The 16,515-nt window shown below is 70.0% G+C and carries 15 protein-coding genes; 8 read left to right on the forward strand and 7 right to left on the reverse strand.

Annotation, left to right across the window (positions count from 1 at the left end):
- Nucleotides 1–86 precede the first annotated feature (86 nt).
- The 4 genes from ACFOD9_RS14250 (at nucleotide 87) to ACFOD9_RS14265 (ending at nucleotide 4,949) form a co-directional block, all read left to right on the forward strand.
- A complete protein-coding gene (locus tag ACFOD9_RS14250; protein ID WP_379510797.1) occupies nucleotides 87–536 on the forward strand; it encodes a nuclear transport factor 2 family protein in 450 nt (149 codons plus the stop codon).
- A 169-nt stretch (nucleotides 537–705) separates the two neighbouring features.
- Nucleotides 706–2,196: an aldehyde dehydrogenase gene (locus ACFOD9_RS14255; protein ID WP_379510798.1), complete on the forward strand. Its 1,491-nt coding sequence runs from the start codon at nucleotides 706–708 to the stop codon at nucleotides 2,194–2,196.
- A 153-nt stretch (nucleotides 2,197–2,349) separates the two neighbouring features.
- On the forward strand, nucleotides 2,350–4,086 hold the full coding sequence (locus ACFOD9_RS14260) for an N-acyl-D-amino-acid deacylase family protein (protein WP_379510799.1): 1,737 nt from the start codon (nucleotides 2,350–2,352) through the stop codon (nucleotides 4,084–4,086).
- Nucleotides 4,087–4,118: 32 nt separating this feature from the next.
- Nucleotides 4,119–4,949: an SDR family NAD(P)-dependent oxidoreductase gene (locus ACFOD9_RS14265; RefSeq protein ID WP_379510800.1), complete on the forward strand. Its 831-nt coding sequence runs from the start codon at nucleotides 4,119–4,121 to the stop codon at nucleotides 4,947–4,949.
- A gap of 13 nt (nucleotides 4,950–4,962) precedes the next feature.
- Here the strand turns inward: ACFOD9_RS14265 and ACFOD9_RS14270 are convergent, their stop codons facing one another.
- The 3 genes from ACFOD9_RS14270 to ACFOD9_RS14280 all read right to left on the reverse strand — a co-directional run bounded on the left by ACFOD9_RS14270 (nucleotide 4,963) and on the right by ACFOD9_RS14280 (nucleotide 7,511).
- Nucleotides 4,963–6,153, reverse strand: coding sequence for a thiolase family protein (locus ACFOD9_RS14270; RefSeq protein ID WP_379510801.1), 1,191 nt, complete (start codon nucleotides 6,151–6,153; stop codon nucleotides 4,963–4,965).
- On the reverse strand, nucleotides 6,150–6,575 hold the full coding sequence (locus ACFOD9_RS14275) for a Zn-ribbon domain-containing OB-fold protein (protein WP_379510802.1): 426 nt from the start codon (nucleotides 6,573–6,575) through the stop codon (nucleotides 6,150–6,152). The genes ACFOD9_RS14270 and ACFOD9_RS14275 overlap by 4 nt, the downstream gene beginning before the upstream one ends.
- A gap of 69 nt (nucleotides 6,576–6,644) precedes the next feature.
- Nucleotides 6,645–7,511 (reverse strand): NAD(P)-dependent oxidoreductase, encoded by an 867-nt coding sequence (locus tag ACFOD9_RS14280; protein ID WP_379510803.1) that lies wholly within the window; start codon nucleotides 7,509–7,511, stop codon nucleotides 6,645–6,647.
- Between the two features lie 230 nt (nucleotides 7,512–7,741).
- On the opposite strand from ACFOD9_RS14280, the gene ACFOD9_RS14285 reads away from it, so the two are divergent.
- A complete protein-coding gene (locus ACFOD9_RS14285) occupies nucleotides 7,742–8,665 on the forward strand; it encodes a TauD/TfdA dioxygenase family protein (protein WP_379510804.1) in 924 nt (307 codons plus the stop codon).
- Between the two features lie 133 nt (nucleotides 8,666–8,798).
- Nucleotides 8,799–10,061: an amidohydrolase family protein gene (locus ACFOD9_RS14290; RefSeq protein WP_379510805.1), complete on the forward strand. Its 1,263-nt coding sequence runs from the start codon at nucleotides 8,799–8,801 to the stop codon at nucleotides 10,059–10,061.
- A 72-nt stretch (nucleotides 10,062–10,133) separates the two neighbouring features.
- Here the strand turns inward: ACFOD9_RS14290 and ACFOD9_RS14295 are convergent, their stop codons facing one another.
- Together ACFOD9_RS14295 and ACFOD9_RS14300 are read right to left on the reverse strand one after the other, a co-directional pair.
- Nucleotides 10,134–11,027: a copper resistance protein B gene (locus tag ACFOD9_RS14295; protein WP_379510806.1), complete on the reverse strand. Its 894-nt coding sequence runs from the start codon at nucleotides 11,025–11,027 to the stop codon at nucleotides 10,134–10,136.
- On the reverse strand, nucleotides 11,027–12,802 hold the full coding sequence (locus tag ACFOD9_RS14300; RefSeq protein WP_379510807.1) for a copper resistance system multicopper oxidase: 1,776 nt from the start codon (nucleotides 12,800–12,802) through the stop codon (nucleotides 11,027–11,029). The genes ACFOD9_RS14295 and ACFOD9_RS14300 overlap by 1 nt, the downstream gene beginning before the upstream one ends.
- A gap of 146 nt (nucleotides 12,803–12,948) precedes the next feature.
- Between ACFOD9_RS14300 and ACFOD9_RS14305 the strand changes: the two genes are divergently transcribed.
- Together ACFOD9_RS14305 and ald are read left to right on the forward strand one after the other, a co-directional pair.
- The gene (locus ACFOD9_RS14305; RefSeq protein WP_379510808.1) at nucleotides 12,949–13,338 is read left to right on the forward strand and encodes a copper resistance protein CopC; all 390 of its coding nucleotides are present in this window, start codon (nucleotides 12,949–12,951) and stop codon (nucleotides 13,336–13,338) included.
- A gap of 78 nt (nucleotides 13,339–13,416) precedes the next feature.
- Nucleotides 13,417–14,532: an alanine dehydrogenase gene (gene ald, locus ACFOD9_RS14310; RefSeq protein ID WP_379510809.1), complete on the forward strand. Its 1,116-nt coding sequence runs from the start codon at nucleotides 13,417–13,419 to the stop codon at nucleotides 14,530–14,532.
- A gap of 13 nt (nucleotides 14,533–14,545) precedes the next feature.
- On the opposite strand, the gene ACFOD9_RS14315 is transcribed toward ald, so the two are convergent.
- Together ACFOD9_RS14315 and ACFOD9_RS14320 are read right to left on the reverse strand one after the other, a co-directional pair.
- Nucleotides 14,546–16,120 (reverse strand): hypothetical protein, encoded by a 1,575-nt coding sequence (locus ACFOD9_RS14315; RefSeq protein ID WP_379510810.1) that lies wholly within the window; start codon nucleotides 16,118–16,120, stop codon nucleotides 14,546–14,548.
- A gap of 128 nt (nucleotides 16,121–16,248) precedes the next feature.
- Entirely contained in the window at nucleotides 16,249–16,479 is a 231-nt protein-coding gene (locus tag ACFOD9_RS14320) for a hypothetical protein (protein ID WP_379510811.1), read from the reverse strand.
- Between the last annotated feature and the right edge of the window lie 36 nt (nucleotides 16,480–16,515).

Raw genomic sequence — 16,515 nt, forward strand, 5'->3', positions numbered from 1 at the left:
TGACAACGGCCACTCTCTGGAATTCAGGGTCTCGCCCGGTATGATGGTGGCACCGCGACGAGCAACAGGCAAGGAAGGCCCGCAACATGGATGCCGCAGAACAATTGTTGGCCATCGAGGAAATCCGCAAGGTCAAGGCGCGGCGCTGCCGGGCGGTCGATACCAAGGACTGGGATCTCTACCGCGATTGCCACACGGTCGATTGCAAGTCCTATGCGCTGGGTTCGGATGCCGATCCGGTGGTCGGCAACGAGGCGATGACCCAGAGCGTCCGCAAGGCGACCGAGGGCAAGCGCACCAACCACCACGTCCACAATCCCGAGATCGAGCTTACCTCCGACACCACGGCCACGGGCATCTGGGCCATGGAAGACGTGCTGTTCTGGGAAAAGGACGGCAAGACCAAGTGCCTCCACGGCTATGGCCACTACCACGAGACCTACGAGAAGGTCGCCGGGCGCTGGCTGATCGCCAGCCGCCGGCTGGTCCGCACCAACGCCTATACCGTCGAGCTTCCCGCCGGCGCGCTGTTCTGATCGTCCCGCGCAAAATGGTTGCCGAGCGGCCCCTCCCCCTCCTAGGGCGGGTGTCAGGGAACCGTTCGGGAATCAGCCGTCCGCCCGGGGGATTGCCCCCCGTCGTCGCGGGCCACTGCGCGGGCGATCTCATCCCATTGCCGTTAAACCGCTTCACAGGACGCAGATCATGACCACCACCGGCACTCCCGCCCCAGTCGCCCATCCCGGGCAGCTGTTCATCGATGGCCAATGGGTGGAGCCGAGCAGCGCCGCGCGGATGACCGTGTTCGATTCCACTTCGGAAGATGTCTTCCTCGAGGTGGCCGAAGCCCAGGTGGCCGACATGGAGCGCGCCATCGCCGCGGCCCGCACCGCCTTCGACAATGGCCCCTGGCCCTCGCTCACCCATGCCGAGCGCGCCACCTACCTGCGGGCGATCAGCAAGGGCATCATGGCCCGGGCCGAGGATATCGCCCGGATCTGGACCGCTGAATCCGGCATCCTCTATCACGCCGCCGTGGGCGCGGCGCAGCGCATCGCCAAGAACTGGGCCGACTATGCCGACCTGGCCGAGACCTACCCGTTCTACGAGCGGCGGACCCCGTCGGCCGGCGGCGAATTCGGCCTGCTGGTGCGCGAGCCGGTTGGCGTGGTCGGCGCGATCGTCGCCTGGAACGTGCCGCTGCTGCTGATTACCCACAAGGTCGCCCCGGCCCTGCTGGCCGGCTGCACCACCATCGTCAAGGCCTCGCCCGAGGCGCCGGGCGCGGCCTGGGTGCTGGCCGAGATCTGCCAGGAGGCGGGCCTGCCCGCCGGGGTGATCAACGTCGTCGCGGCCGACCGCGAGGTTTCGGAAATGCTGGTGCGCGATCCCCGGGTCGACAAGATCAGCTTCACCGGCTCCACCGGCGCCGGCCGCCGCATCGCCTCGCTGTGCGGCGAACGGATCGCGCGCTGCACGCTCGAACTGGGCGGAAAGTCGGCGGCGGTGATCCTCGATGACTATGACGTGGAGCGGGCTGCCGCCGACATCGCCTCGCGCGCGACCTTCCTTGCCGGGCAGGTCTGCTCCTCGCTCACCCGCGTGATCGTCACGCGCCACCGCCACGATGCCCTGCTCGATGCGCTGGCCGGGCGGTTCGCCGAGGTCGTGGTCGGCGATCCGATGGACCCGGCCAGCCAGATGGGGCCGCTCGCCACCGCTATCCAGCGCGATCGGGTGGAGGGTCACATCGCCGGGGCCAAGGCCGACGGGGCAACGCTCGCCACCGGCGGCGCGCGGCCGGCCCACCTCAACCGGGGCTACTTCATGGAGCCGACCGTGTTCGGCCATGTCGACAATTCCTGGGCCATCGCCCAGCAGGAAGTGTTCGGCCCGGTGCTCTCGGTCATCCCCGCGGCGGACGAGGCCGAGGCCGTGCGCCTCGCCAACGATACGATCTTCGGGCTGAACAACGCGGTCTTCACCAACGACCTGGAGCGCGCCTATGCGGTCGCGCGCCAGCTGCGCTCGGGCACGGTGGGCCACAACATCATGCGGAGCGATCTTGGCGTGTCGTTCGGCGGGTTCAAGCAATCGGGCCTGGGCCGCGAAGGCGGCTCGGAAGGCCTGGCCAATTACCTGGAAACCAAGTTCATCATTCTCGATGGCGAACCCCGGGCCGTGGCCGGGCTGTGATCCCCGCGCCGGGGCGGGCCATCGCCCCGGCGTGAAACCGGCCCCCGCATCGCTCCGGCGTCGCACCCGCGTTATTGCGGGGGCCGGGCTTCACGCAAAGCCTGCCTGCCCGCACACTGCTCCGCAAAAGGGACTCGATCCGGGAGACGGGTGATGCACGATCTGGTGATCCGCGGCGGGCTGGTGGTCGACGGCTCCGGCGGCGCGCCGGTCGCCGCCGATGTCGCGGTGCGCGATGGGCTGATCTTCGCGGTTGGCGAAGGCCTCGGGCCGGGGCGGGAGGAGATCGATGCCGCCGGCCAGGTGGTCACCCCCGGCTTCGTTGACATCCACACCCATTATGATGGCCATGCCACCTGGAGCAGCCGGCTGGCTCCTTCCTCGCAGCACGGGGTCACCACGGTCGTCACCGGCAATTGCGGCGTCGGCTTCGCCCCCTGCGCGCCCGCCGACCGCCAGCGGCTTATCGCCCTGATGGAGGGGGTGGAGGATATCCCCGAAGCGGTGATGAGCGCGGGCCTGCCGTGGACCTGGGAATCCTTCGGTGACTATCTCGACCTGCTGGCCAGCCGCCAGTTCGACATGGACGTGGCCACCCAGCTTCCCCACGCCCCGCTGCGCCTGGCGGTCATGGGCAGCCGCGCCATGGCCCGCGAACCGGCCACGCCCGACGATATCGCCCGAATGCGCCGGCTGGCAGCCGAGGCCATCGCGGCCGGCGCGCTGGGCTTCTCCTCCTCGCGCAGCCTCAACCACAAGGCCAGCGACGGCTCGATCACCCCCACCTACGGCGCGGCGGCCGATGAACTGGCCGGCATTGCCCTGGGCCTTCGGGATGCCGGGGCGGGCGTGCTCCAGATCATCTCCGATTTCGACGAGATGGACGCCGAATTCGCCATCCTGCGCCGGATGGCGGGCGAATCCGGCCGGCCGCTGTCGTTCTCGCTGATGCAGGTCCACCTCGCGCCGCACCGCTGGCGTGAACTGCTGGACCGGGTGGACCAGGCCCGGGCCGAAGGGCTGGACATCAGCGGCCAGGTTTCGGGGCGGCCGGTGGGGATCATGGGCGGCTTCGATTTCAGCCGCAATCCGTTCATCAACTGCCCCACCTATCGCGCGCTGATGCCCCTCCCGGCGGCGGAGCGGGCTGGGATCATGCGCCGGCCCGAGGTGCGCGCCGCGATCCTCGCCGAATTCGATGCCGGCTGGCCGGAAGGGCAGGTCGGCCCGGACGGCCGGGGCAAGCTCTTCAACCTGTTCGAAAGGTTCGCCCAGGTCTACGAGCTGGCCGACGGGAGCGGCTACGAGCCCGATCCCGCCGCCAGCATGGCCGCGCGCGCCGAGGCCGCCGGGCAGAGCGCCGCCGCCTTCACCTACGACCTCCTGCTCGATCGCGGCTGCGACACCGTGCTCTTTGTGCCCGCCGTCAATTTCGCGGACAACAGCATCGCGGCGGTGCGGGAAATGCTCGATCACCCCGCCACGATCCTGGGCCTTGGCGATGGCGGCGCCCATTGCGGGATGATCTGCGATGCCAGCCTGCCCACCTATATGCTCACCCGCTGGGTCGGCAGCGGGGATTGGCCGCTGGAGCGGGCGATCCACGCGCTGACCCGGCGAACGGCCATGGCGGTGGGGCTCGCCGATCGCGGGCTGCTGGCGCCGGGCCACCGGGCCGACATCAACGTGATCGATCTGGCCGCGCTTGCGCTGCCTCGGCCGCAGATCCATTTCGACCTGCCCGAACAGGGCCGCCGCATCGGCCAGGACCCCACCGGCTATGCCGCCACCCTGGTCGCGGGCCAGGTCACCTACCGCCACGGCCAACCCACCGGCGCGCTGCCGGGGCGGCTGGTGCGCGGGGCGCAGGTGCCGGCCAGCCGCCACTGAACACCTGACAACAACACGCCAAGGGAGCGATCATGGATCTGGAGCTGAAAGGGCGCCGCGCGCTGGTCACCGGGAGCACCAAGGGCATCGGCGAAGGCATCGCGCGGCTGCTGGCGGGCGAGGGCGCGCGGGTGATCGTCCACGGCCGCAACCAGCGCCGGGCCGAGGAGGTGGCCGCGCGGATCGGCGCCGCCGGCATCGCGCTGGGCGACCTGTCGACCGACGAAGGCGCCGATGCCACCTGCGAGGCCGCGCTTGCGGCGCTTGGCGGCCATGTCGAAATCCTGGTCAACAATGCCGGCGGCGGCTGGACCGATCCCGACACCGGCATCGCCTCCACCACCCAGGCCTTCCTCGATGTGACGATGAAGCACTGGGTGGCCACCTACCAGAGCAACACCCTGTCGGCCGTGCGCCTGATCCAGCGGCTGGTGCCCGCCATGCAGGAGGCCGGGTTCGGCCGGATCATCCAGATTTCCAGCGCGGTCGGCACCCAGCCCAACAATATCGGGCCGGACTATTCGAGCGCCAAGGCCGGGATCAACAACATGACCGTGAGCCTGGCCGGCGCCCTGCGCGGCACCGGCATCACGGTCAACACCATCTCGCCGGGCATCATCACCACCGAGGGCGTGCTCAAGTCATGGGGCAAGGAGATCGCCCGGCAGAGCGGCTGGGGTGATCCCGGCCCGGAGGAACTCGAACGCCTGCTCGCCAAGGAACGCCTCAACCTGCCGGTCAATCGCCTTGGCCGGGTGGAAGACATCGGCCGCATCGCCTGCCTGCTGGCCAGCCCGCTCTCCGGCTTCGTCACCGGCGCCGATCACCGGGTCGATGGCGGCCAGTGCCGCTCGGTGAACTGACGCCAGCCCCGCGCTAGAACGCCTCGGCGCTATACAGCACCGCGCCGCCCATGTGCGGCACCCCCTGGCAGGCCATGCCCAGCGAAACCTCGCGCTGGCGGTCCCCGGCGCGGCGCGATAGCTGGAGGTAGCATTCCAGCATCTGCGGCGTGCCGTGCATTCGCCCGTTGCCCAGCGCGCCGCCGCCCAGCAGGACGGGGGAGGCGCCGGGCCGGTCGCTGTCGATCCCGCCGTCTGCCACCATGCGGTGCGCCTCGCCGCGCGGGCACAGGCCGGCCAGTTCCATCCAGAAATAGACGAAGGGCGCGAAGCCGTCATAGGCCTGGAGCAGGTCGATCTCGGCCAGGCTCACCCCGCCGCGCCGGCACAGGCGCTCCATGCAGGCCGCGCCCAGGTCCATCATGTCGTCATAGGGCCAGTGCAGGGCGGAGCGCCGCCTGACCGGCAGGACTTCGGAATAGCCCGAGACGTAGACCGGGCGGTTGGGCAGGTCGCGCGCGCGTTCGGCCGAGGTCAGGACGAAAGCGGCCACCCCGTCGACCGGAATGTCGCAATCGAACATCCGGATCGGATCGTTGATCGGGGCAGCGGCAAGATAGTCCTCCAGCGCCAGCGGCTTGTCCTTCCAGTAGGACCAGGGCAGCCGCGCCCCGTTCTTGCGCGCCTCGGCAACCACCTGGCCCAGCGCGCCTTCGGGCACGTTGTAGCGCGTTGCATATTCGTTGTAGGCCATGGCGATGGCCGCGATCGGGCCGAAATGGCCGTGCGGCATCCCCCATTGCTCGCGCCCCGCCGCGCGGGTGGTGGAATTGGCGTGATAGGTGCCGGGCGGATTGTGCAGCGCGCGATAGACGACCACGTGCCGCGCCGCGCCGGAATGGACCGCGTTCACCGCCAGGGCCACCGAGCCGGGAAGTTGCCCCTGCGGGTTCTGCTCGAACTCGGCCGCGATCCCGAGGCGCTGCGAAACCCAGTTCGACGAGACGAAGGCCACGCCATCCTCGGCCACGTGGGTGCCAAGGCTGGGAAACAGCGGACTGGTGATGAAGCCGTCGATATCGCTCACCGAAAGCCCGGCATCGGCAATGGCCGCGCGCACCGTGCGAAGGGTGATCGCGCCCAGCGTTTCGGAGGCGCGGCGCACGATCGGGCTTTGCGCGTGGCCGGCGATGGCCACCTGGTTGCGCGCGGCGAACCCGGTCATGCCCGCACCAGCCGGAATTCGGGGATGGACACGCCCTCGGCCACGTCGTCGAATTCGACCTTCACCGCATCTCCGATCGTCACTTCGGCCTCCGGGCCATCGAGCAGGCGCCCGATCACCCTGAGATCGGCCTGTTCGGCCAGTTCGACATCGACCAGCACATAGGGCACCAGCCGGTCGAACCCGGGCAGCAGCGCCTGGCGGATCACGGTCCACGACCGCACCCGGCCATTGCCGCTCAGCGGAACGAATTCGAACGCCGGGTTGATCGCCCCGCACGAGGCGCAGATGCCGTCGGGGGGATGGCTGAAGCGCTGGCAATCCGGGCAGCGGGCGAGCGCGAAGACGTGCCGCGCGGCGGCTTCCCAGTGGCCGGCCGAATTGGCGTCGGGAACGGGGATCGGGCGTTGGGATGCGGTCATCGGAATGTCCAGGATGGGGCCGGGGTGCACAGATGGTCGGGTGCAAGAGGCGGGCGGGGCAAGGTCATGTCAGGCAGCAGGCGGGCCGTTGGCCGGCGCGAACAGGTGGGTGAGCGCTGCCACGCCCTGGCGCGCCGCCGCGTCGAGCCGGTCCGCGCCGTGGCCGGGGAGGTGGATGGCGCCGAAGTGGCCCACGTCCTTGGCCAGGATCGCGGGGCGCAGCGGATTGCCGCCGGCCCTGAACTCGGCCAGCCGCGCCATCAGGATGCCCAGCCCGGCGCTGTTGCCGCTGGACCGGGCAAGGATTTGGGCGAAGGCAGCGGGATCGAGGCCGAGGTCGGCGGCGCAAGCCATGGCATCGGCGGCCAGGCCGATGTTCGCGCTCATCAGGGTGTTGTTGAGGATCTTGGCGGTCTGCCCCGCGCCGACCGGCCCGAGCCGGGTGGGCGTGCCCAGCGCTTCCAGCATCGGGCGCACCAGCGCCAGGTCCGCTTCCTCGCAGCCCACCATCAGGGTGAGCGTGCCCTGCGCCGCGCCGGAACGGCCGCCGCTGACCGGCGCGTCGATCACGGCCACGCCGCGCGCGCGCCCCGCCTCGGCCGCCTGGCTCACCGTGCCGGGATGCACCGTGCTGTGGATCACGAGGGCGCCGCCCGGCCGCATCGCCGCGATCAGCCCGCGCGTGAACAGGAGGTCGAGCAGGTCGGCATCATGGCCCACGCAGATCGCCGCGATGTCGACCGATCGGCCCAGTTCGGCCAGATCGGCCACCGCGCGGGCTTCCGGTTCGGCGAAGGCGGCGATGGTTTCGGGCCGGCGCGCCCAGATGGAGAGGGGAAAGCCCTGGCGCAGCAGGCGCCGGGCCATCGGCGCCCCGATGTCGCCCAAGCCGATGAAGCCGACGCGCGGCAGGTCGTGTCCTTGCTGCCCTGCCATGCCGCCACTCCCGGATTGCTGCGCGCGACCCTGATCGCCTGCCGCCCAGTCTAGGGAGGCGAGCCGGCCCTGTGCAAGGTCCGAAACTGCCAGAAAACGGTTCCGGAAGTGTCGCCCGCCCCATGAGGCCGCCCATGATGCCACCGGGTGTGACACCGGGCGGCGCCTGTGGCAGCATCGCGCCTGAAAGGGCGGCCCAGCGACCGGCCCACCCGCGAGAGGCAAGGCAGATGGCTAACGACGCATTGGCGCTCACTGTGCTGAAACCCGGCTTTGCCGCCGAGATCGCCGGGATCGATGCCCGGACGGCCAGCGACGCGCAGATCGCCGCGATCCGGCAGGCCTCGCTCGCCTATCCCGTCCTGGTCCTTCCCGGCCAGGAGCTCACCGAGGACGAACAGGCCCGGTTTGGCGAACGCTTCGGCCTGCTGGATGTGAACTCGCTGCTGACCGGCTCCTACAACGGCGGTCTGCGCGCCGACCTGCTCCGGGTGTCCAACGCCGACGACGATGCCGCCGGCCCGGCCGGGCCGACCGAGCGCCGCCGCCTGCTCGATATCGGCAACAAGTTCTGGCACACCGACAGTTCCTACAAGCCGGTCAGCGCCCACCTCTCGATGCTCTACGCGCAGCAGGTCACGCGCACCGGCGGGGAAACCGAGTTCGCCGATATGCGCGCGGCCCATGATGGCCTGTCCGATGGCTGGAAGGCGCTGATCGCCGGGCTGGTCGCCGCCCATTCCGCCACCCATGCCCGCATGATGCTGGGCTTCGACGACTGGAGCGCGGCCCAGCTCGCCCAGGCCGGCGTGGCCCACGATCTGGTGCGGACCATCCCCGAAACCGGGCGGACCTCGCTCTACCTCTCGGCCCATGCCTCGCACATCGTGGGAATGCCGGTGCCGATCGGGCGGATGCTGCTGCACGAGCTGACCGAGCTGGCGACCCGGCCCGACCATGTCCACGCCCACCGCTGGCGCCGCCACGATCTGGTCATCTGGGACAACCGCTGTACCATGCACCGGATGCGCCGCTATGACAGTGCCCATGAAGTGCGCGCGCTGCGCCGGGTGACCACGCTCGATCCCGCCTTCCCGGCGCGCGATCCGGCGACGATCACCGTCCCCGCCGAGGTCATCGACGCGGCCGGCTGACGGGCTACTCCGCCGGGGCGTTGCTTTGCGCGCGGGCGCTGAATGCGTTGGACCCGGCGCCGACCGCGGGCCTATCATCGCGGCCAGACAGGCTTGAATCCTGCACGATGACAACAGACCATGGAGAGCTGTGATGACTGACGGTAGCGATACCCGCGCCAAGGCGTCGGACGCCGATCACTATTGGCTGATGGAAGGCTTCACCGACGGCGGTGAGCGCGTGCCGCTTGACGAACGCCATATGCAGGGGCTCGATCCCAGCCTCAAGGGCATCAAGATCGTCGACTGCGACACCCATTTCAGCGAGCCGCCCGATCTCTTCAGGAACGCGCCGGCCAAGTACAAGGACCGGATGCCGGTCATGCGGACGGTCGATGGCTTCGACAAGTGGTTCATCGGCGATCGCAGCTTCGGCCTCACCGGCGGCAACGTGATCGGCAACGATCGCTCCAAGCTCTATGGCCGCCTCGCCTATCCCCGCCTCGAACTGGGCGATCCCGGCTCCTACCGGGTGAAGGAGCGGCTGGAGCGGATGGACGAGATGGGGGTCCATGCCCACATCTGCTTTCAGAACGGCGGCGTCACCCAGGCCGGCTCGCTGATGGCACTGGGCGATGATGAGCTTGCGCTGGTCATCATCCAGACCTTCAACGATGCCTGCGCGGCGCGGCAGGAGGAATCGGGCAACCGCCTGTTCTCGCTCCCCCAGTTGCCGATGTGGGACCGCGCGGCGACCATGGCCGAGGCCCGCCGCTGCATCGATCTCGGCCTCAAGGGCTTCGTCCTGCCCGACAAGCCGGAGCGGATCGGCAAGCCGAGCTGGTCGAACAGCTACTGGGACGAATTGTGGGAAATGTGCGAGGCCACCGGCACGCCGCTCAACTTCCACCTCAATTCCTCGCTCAATCCCCAGGCGCTCACCTGGGACGAGTTCGAGTTCGAGCAGCGTCTCGCCGTGGTCGGCATGATGATGTCGATCGCCAATGCCTCCAATCTCGGCAACTGGATGGTCTCGGGCATCCTTGACCGCTATCCCAAGCTGAAGATCGGCCTGATCGAGAGCGGGATGGGCTGGATTCCCTTCGTGGTCGAGATGCTCGAACACCAGTTCGACGAGATGATGCCCAACTTCAAGAAGACCCTCCAGAAGCGCCCGACCGAGTATTTCCGCGACAATTTCTGGTGCACCTTCTGGTACGAATCCATCGCGCCCTCGAAGATGCTGGACCTGGTGGGCGAGGACAAGGTCCTGTTCGAGACCGACTATCCCCACCCGACCTCGCTCTATCCCGATGTCCAGGAGCATATCGTCAAGGTGCTGGGCCACCACGACTACGCGATCAAGAAGAAGATCCTCGAGACCAACGCGGTCAAGCTCTACAACCTGCCGTTCTGATCGAGGAACAGCCCTCGGGCCGTGCCGCGCCGTGCGGCACGGCCCGAGGGCTTTGCAACACGGACGCGCCGGTCAGAAAAAGGCGCTCAGGCCCATCACCGCGCTGACCCGCGAGGCCGGCTCGCCGGCCGCCCGGGTTGCGCGCGCCGTGGCGCCGAGGCGGCGCTCCCAATCGATGCCGACATAGGGCGCCAGCTCCGGGCGCAGCTCGTAGCGAAGCCGCGCGCCCAGTTCGGTCCGCTCGAACCCGGCGCCGATGCCCAGCGCCGGCACCGCCTGGAAGGCCAGGTTCACCTCCGCCTCGCCCCGCAGCACCAGCGGGCCTGACAGGCGCAGGTCGTGGCTGGCGCCAAGCCGGGCGTGGACATCGCCCGTTTGGGATACGAACAGCCGGGCCTCGGTCTCGATCCACCAGGGCGCGAGGCCTTCCACCCCGATCACGGCATAGGTGCGCCGCGGCCCGGGCCGGACGTCCTGCCGCACCCCCGCCTCCAGGTTGAACCACGGGTCCAGCGCATGGCGCCACAGGGCCGCGATCTCCGCCCGCTCCACTCCATGGCCCGCGCGCGCTTCGCCCTCGGTGGCGATCACCAGCCGGTCGCTATCCCCGCCCCGCCAGGCCTGCGCCTTCCAGGCCAGGCCATCGGGACCGGAACCGGCCTGGTAGTCCAGCCGGTCAAGGATCAGGGCGCCGCCGGTCCACTGCCCCTCGCGCAGCAGTGCCGCGCGGGCCGCGGCCATGCGCCCGGGCGCATGATAGCGGTCGGCCGCGTGGTCGGTGGCGATGGGCGGCGGGGCATCCTCGCCGGGCTGGTCGTCTGCCGGGGCTGGGGCCGGGGCCGTGGCTGGGGGCGCTTCTTCGCCGGGCATGGCCATCTGGCCCATGGCGTGGTGGTGAGCGGAATCCTGGGCCGGGGCAGGGGTGGCGGCCAGCAGCGCGGGGGCGAACAGGGCCAGCGCGCGCATCAGGCCTGATCCCCGGCGCGGCGCACGGTGACCACGCGCATCATCCCGGCGTGCATATGGAGCAGCATATGGCAGTGGAACGCCCAGTCGCCCGGAGCATCGGCGGTGAGATCGAAGGCAACCCTGCCCCCCGGCAGGACGTTGACCGTGTGCTTGCGCGCCCGGTGCCCCGGCTCCCCGCTGACCAGTTCGAAGAAATGGCCGTGGAGGTGGATCGGGTGGGGCATCATCGTATCGTTGATGAGGTTCATCCGCACGCGTTCGCCTTCGCGCAAGGGGATCGGCGCGGCGCCGTCGGCCATGGTCTGGCCGTCGATCGACCACATATAGCGGTCCATGTTGGCGGTGAGGTGCAGGTCGATCTGCCGGCCGGGCGCGCGGCCATCGGGATTGCGGGCCAGCGCGCGCAACTGGGCATAGGTGAGCACGCGGTGGTCCACCGCCTCCAGCCCGGTGGGCCGGTCGGCCAGCCGGTCGACCGGCGCGGGCGCGATCGTGGCGACCGCCGGGCCGAAGGCCACCTGCGGCGCCGCGCGCTTGTCGCGCATGGCCATGGCATGGCCGCCCATCGCGGGGTTTGCCGGCTGCGAGAGGTCAATCACCCCGCCATGGCCCATATCCATTCCCGCCATGTCCATTCCCCCCATGTCCATTCCCCCCATGTCCATTCCCATGTCGCGCATGGTGAGGAGCGGACGCTGGCGCAGCGCCGGCACGTCGCCGGCCATGCCCTGGCGCGGGGCCAGGGTGCCGCGCACCTGTCCGGAGCGATCGAGCGCCTCGGCGATCACGCCGAAGGCCTTGTCTTCGGTGGGGGTGACAAGGATATCGTAGGTCTCGGCGATCGCGATCTGCAGCTCGTCGGTTTCCACCGGCTGGACGAGATTGCCGTCGGCCGCGACCACGGAGAGCGCAAGGCCGGGAATGCGGAAATTGAAATTGGTCATCGCCGAGGCGTTGATGATCCGCAGGCGCACGCGTTCGCCGGGGCGGAACAGCCCGGTCCAGTTGGCTGCCGTGTCGTGGCCGTTGATCAGATAGGCATAGGTGGCGCCGGTGACATCCGCGATGTCGGTCGGGTCCATCCGCATCCTGGCCCATTCCAGCCGCTCCGCCAGCGGCTGGTCGCGCCCGGCGAGCAGGCCGGCGAGGTCCTGGTGGCGGCGGTTGAAGTAGCCGGCCCGGATCTTGAGGCGGCGCAATTGCTCGTGCGGGTGCAGCGGGCTCCAGTCGGCCAGCATGATCACGTGTTCGCGCTCGGCCCCGATCGGGTCCGGCCCGGCCGGATCGATGATCAGTGGCCCATAAAGCCCCAGCGCCTCCTGCATCCCCGAATGGCCGTGATACCAGTAGGTGCCCGATTGGATCAGCGGGAATTCGTAAGCGAAGGTCTCTCCCGGGGTGATCCCGGGAAAGCTCACCCCGGGCACGCCGTCCATCTGGAAGGGCACCAGCAGCCCGTGCCAGTGGATCGAGGTCGGCTCGGCCAGGCGGTTGCTCACCGCGATGCGCGCCACATCGCCCTCGCGCAGGCGGACCAGCGGGCCGGGGATCGTGCCGTTGACCATGACCGCGTGATGCGCCGCGCGCCCGCCCACCATCGCGTGGCCCGGCGCGATCGTCAGCCCGGTGGTGCCCAGGCCCGCGCCCGACGTGCCGCTCTGCGCCCAGGCCGGGAACAGCGGAGCCAGCGCAAGCCCGGCGGCCAGCGAACCGCCCGAGCGCAGCAGGGCGCGGCGGGTCAGCAGGGCGGCATCCGGGGGCGGGCGATCCATCCCCCGATCCATAGCCGGTGCACGGCGCCAACCCCATAGAGAGGGGGAATTTTTTTGCCTGTCGCCGGCATTTTGCGCTGGTTCAGGATATGTGCCGTCGATCCGGGGCACTATGCCCCCATCTGCCATTCTCACGGGATCTTCCGATGCGCCGTTCGCTTCCTGCCCCTGCCGCCCTTGGTCTTGCCGCCCTTGCCCTGTTCGCCATCCCCGGCGCGGCCCTGGCCCAGCCCCGGCTGGTCGCGGCCACGCCGGCCGCCAATGCCACGGTCAGCCGGCCCACCGTGCTCAGGCTGACCTTTTCCGAAACGCTGGCCGCGCCGCTTTCGGGGGTGGACCTGGTGATGACCGGAATGCCCGGCATGGCCAGCCACGCCCCCATGCCGATCCGCGGCTTCACCACGGCCACCGCCGGCCCGGTCCTGACCGTCACCCTGCCGCGCCCGCTGCCCGCCGGCAGCTACCAGCTCAAATGGCACGCCGCCGCCGCCGACCAGCAGCGGGTGGAAGGATCCTACGCCTTCACGGTGCGCTGAGCCGGCGCGCGCCGGCCACCCTGCAAACGGGCCGCGCGCCGCCTATATGATCCCTGTTCCACCTGACGGGGCAAAGCCATGCACATCGGTACCCTTCGCGAGATCAAGAACCACGAATACCGGGTCGGCCTGACCCCGGAATCGGCCCGCGAACTGGTCGAGCACGGCCATGCCGTAACGGTGGAGACCGGCGCGGGCCTCGGCATCGGCGCGGCCGATGCCGATTACGAGGCGGTCGGCGCGCGGATCGCGGCCAGGCCCGAGGCGGTCTACGGCGAATGCGCGATGATCGTGAAGGTCAAGGAACCCCAGGCCCATGAACGTGCCCTGCTGCGCGAGGGGCAGGTGCTGTTCACCTATCTCCACCTCGCCCCCGATCCGGTCCAGACCCGCGAACTGGTGGCCAGCGGCGCGGTGTGCATCGCCTATGAAACGGTGAGCGATGGCCATGGCGGCCTGCCCCTGCTCAAGCCGATGAGCCAGGTCGCCGGGCGCATGGCGATCCAGGCCGGGGCCACGGCGCTCGAAAAGGAACACGGCGGGCGCGGGGTGCTGCTGGGCGGGGTGCCGGGCGTGCTGCCGGCCAGCGTCACGATCCTGGGCGGGGGCGTGGTCGGCTTCAACGCCGCGCAGATGGCCACGGGGCTGGGCGCTGATGTCACCATCCTCGATCGCAATCCCGAAGTGCTCGAACGCCTGGCGATCCATTTCGAAAGCCGCGCGCGCACCGCCTTCGCCAGCCGCGCCGCAGTGGCCGCCGCCGTGGCCGAGGCCGATCTGGTGATCGGCGCGGTGCTGGTGCCCGGCGCCGCCGCGCCCAGGCTGGTGACCCGTGCGATGCTGGCCACGATGAAGCCCGGCGCGGTGCTGGTCGACGTGGCGATCGACCAGGGCGGCTGCTTTGAAACCAGCCACCCCACCACCCATGCCGAACCCACTTTCGTGGTCGATGGCGTGGTTCACTATTGCGTGGCGAATATGCCGGGCGCCGTGGCCCGCACCAGCACCTATGCGCTCAACAACGTGACCCTGCCGCACGCCCTGCGGATCGCCGATCTCGGCTGGCAGGAGGCGCTGCGCCGCGATCCCCACCTCGCCCAGGGGCTCAACGTGGCGCTGGGCCAGGTGACCTGCCGCGAAGTGGCCGAGGAACACGGCCTCGCCTGGACCGCGCCGGAAGCTCTGCTCGGCTGAGCGGGCGCGCTGATCAGCGCCGCCAGCGCGGCCTTGCGGCAAGAATGGCCCGGGCGCGCTGGCGGACCGCCGCGCGCAGGCCGGCGAAGGCCAGCGCCCGGCGCGTGCGGACCAGTACCAGCCCGGCGCGCATGGCCAGTCCCCGCGACCACTGGCGGGACTTGTCCCGCCCGGCGGCAAGCTGGCCCGAAACGCCGGATCGCCCCCGCGCCACAAGGGTGGTCATCCGGGTGCGGGCGCGATTGGCCAAGGCTCCGGCCATGGCCAGAAGCGGATTGGCCGATTGCACCTCTTCGGCCTTGAAGCGGCTTCGCAGGCTGGTCCCGGTGGGGAAGGCATGGGCTTCCTCGGCCCGGCGAAACTGTTCGCGCGGGTCGGCCCAGGCGTAGGTGGCAGCAGGGGCTGGGCCAGATGCGGGGGCAGGGTCGTTGTCCGGAGCCGGGAGGTCGGGGGCGATCGCCCGAGCCGGGTCCGCTCCGGCGGAAATCAAGGCGTCGGGCACGGCAGCGGGCACGGCAGCGGGCGCGGCGGTGGCATCGGTCGGGGGCGATTGGCCGGGGCCGGCGGCTGCCGCCTCATCCCCGTCCGTTTCCGGCTCGTCACCGGCCAGCAGCGTGGCGGCGGCCACGCCGTGGAACAGGCCCCTCAGTGCCATGTCGTCGGTCATGGTCAGGCGCTGGGCGCCGGCATCGGCGGTGAAGCGCGCGGCTTCGCGGACATCGTCCTCGCCCAGTTCCAGCGCCATGGCCTTGGTGCCCTTGCGCGAAACGATGGACAGCAGGCTACCTTGCTCGCCGGCGGCGCCTTCGTCCAGTTCGTTGGGCCAGGTTTCCTCGCCCCCGTCCGCCAGGCTCGCCTCGGCCGGGGCAACCGCATCGATCATCCCGTCGTCCCAGCCGGCCACCGGCGCATCGAAGAACGGATAGATCCCGTCGCAGGCGGCCAGCACGCAGAGCGGCCGGGGCAGACCCTGGCGGCGGATCGTCTCGCGCAGGGCCTGGTGGATCAGCGCGGCGAGGAAACAGGCGCCGATCGAGCCGGCGCGCAGCTGGTCCTCGTCCGGGCGGGCGCTGTCGAACAGGCGGTCTTCCAGCTCGATGATCGCGCCGTGCAGATCATCGATGCCCTTGATCGCCAGGGTCGCGTCGGTCGCCTGGTAGTCGCCCTGCCAGCCGAAGCCCTCGCGCGAATAGCCGTCGAGCAGGTCGTCGCGCCCGGCATTGGTGAAGGGATAGGCGTCATCGCTGAAATAGTAGGTCTTGATGAACGGCGCGAGCCGCCCGCCCTGGGGGCCGGGGCCGCCCAGCACCCGCGCATCGGCTAGGACCACGCCGATCGCGGTGATCGGGAAATGGGGGCGGTCATGGTTGGCAAGGCGGCTGGCAAGCCGCTCCCATCCGGTGATCTCGACCTCGCCCGGGGTCACCTCCAGGAACCGCGCGGGCAGGATTTTGCCCGGGCCGGCATAGGGCGCCAGCTGCTCACGCAACTGGTCGAGCGCCATGTCGACCTGATCGACGCGCAACAGGTCTTCGACACCATGGCGGAACGTATGTTCGTCCACGCCGTCGATGGTGATCGTCTCCATCCGACGCTCCCCGGCAAACTGGTCAACACAGCCTAAGCGCGACTGCTTGCCCACGCGTTCACGCGCAAGGTTAACGAAAATCGCCGGATCGCCGGGACGGCCGCCAGGCCGGCGCCAATGCCTCCCCTTCAGGGCAGCAGCACGCGCGGGGGCGCATCCGACAGGCGCTCGGCGAGGCGCTCGGCGTGGCTGCCGAGCGGCCGGGCTGGCCGGCGGGTCGGGCCAAGCGCGGCCAGGCGCTCACGGTAGAGGCAGGCCCATCGCCGATGCAGGGCGCTCAGGCCTTCGTCGGTCTGGGCCGCGGCAAGTGCAAGTTCCTCGGCCAGGCGACGCTGATAGAAGGAGCGATCGTCTTCCATGGGGTGGCTCCATACCCCCCGTCCCGAGATGGAACA

Origin of the sequence: Novosphingobium bradum, assembly GCF_042646485.1 — a bacterium.
In the GTDB taxonomy this organism is placed as follows: domain Bacteria; phylum Pseudomonadota; class Alphaproteobacteria; order Sphingomonadales; family Sphingomonadaceae; genus Novosphingobium; species Novosphingobium bradum.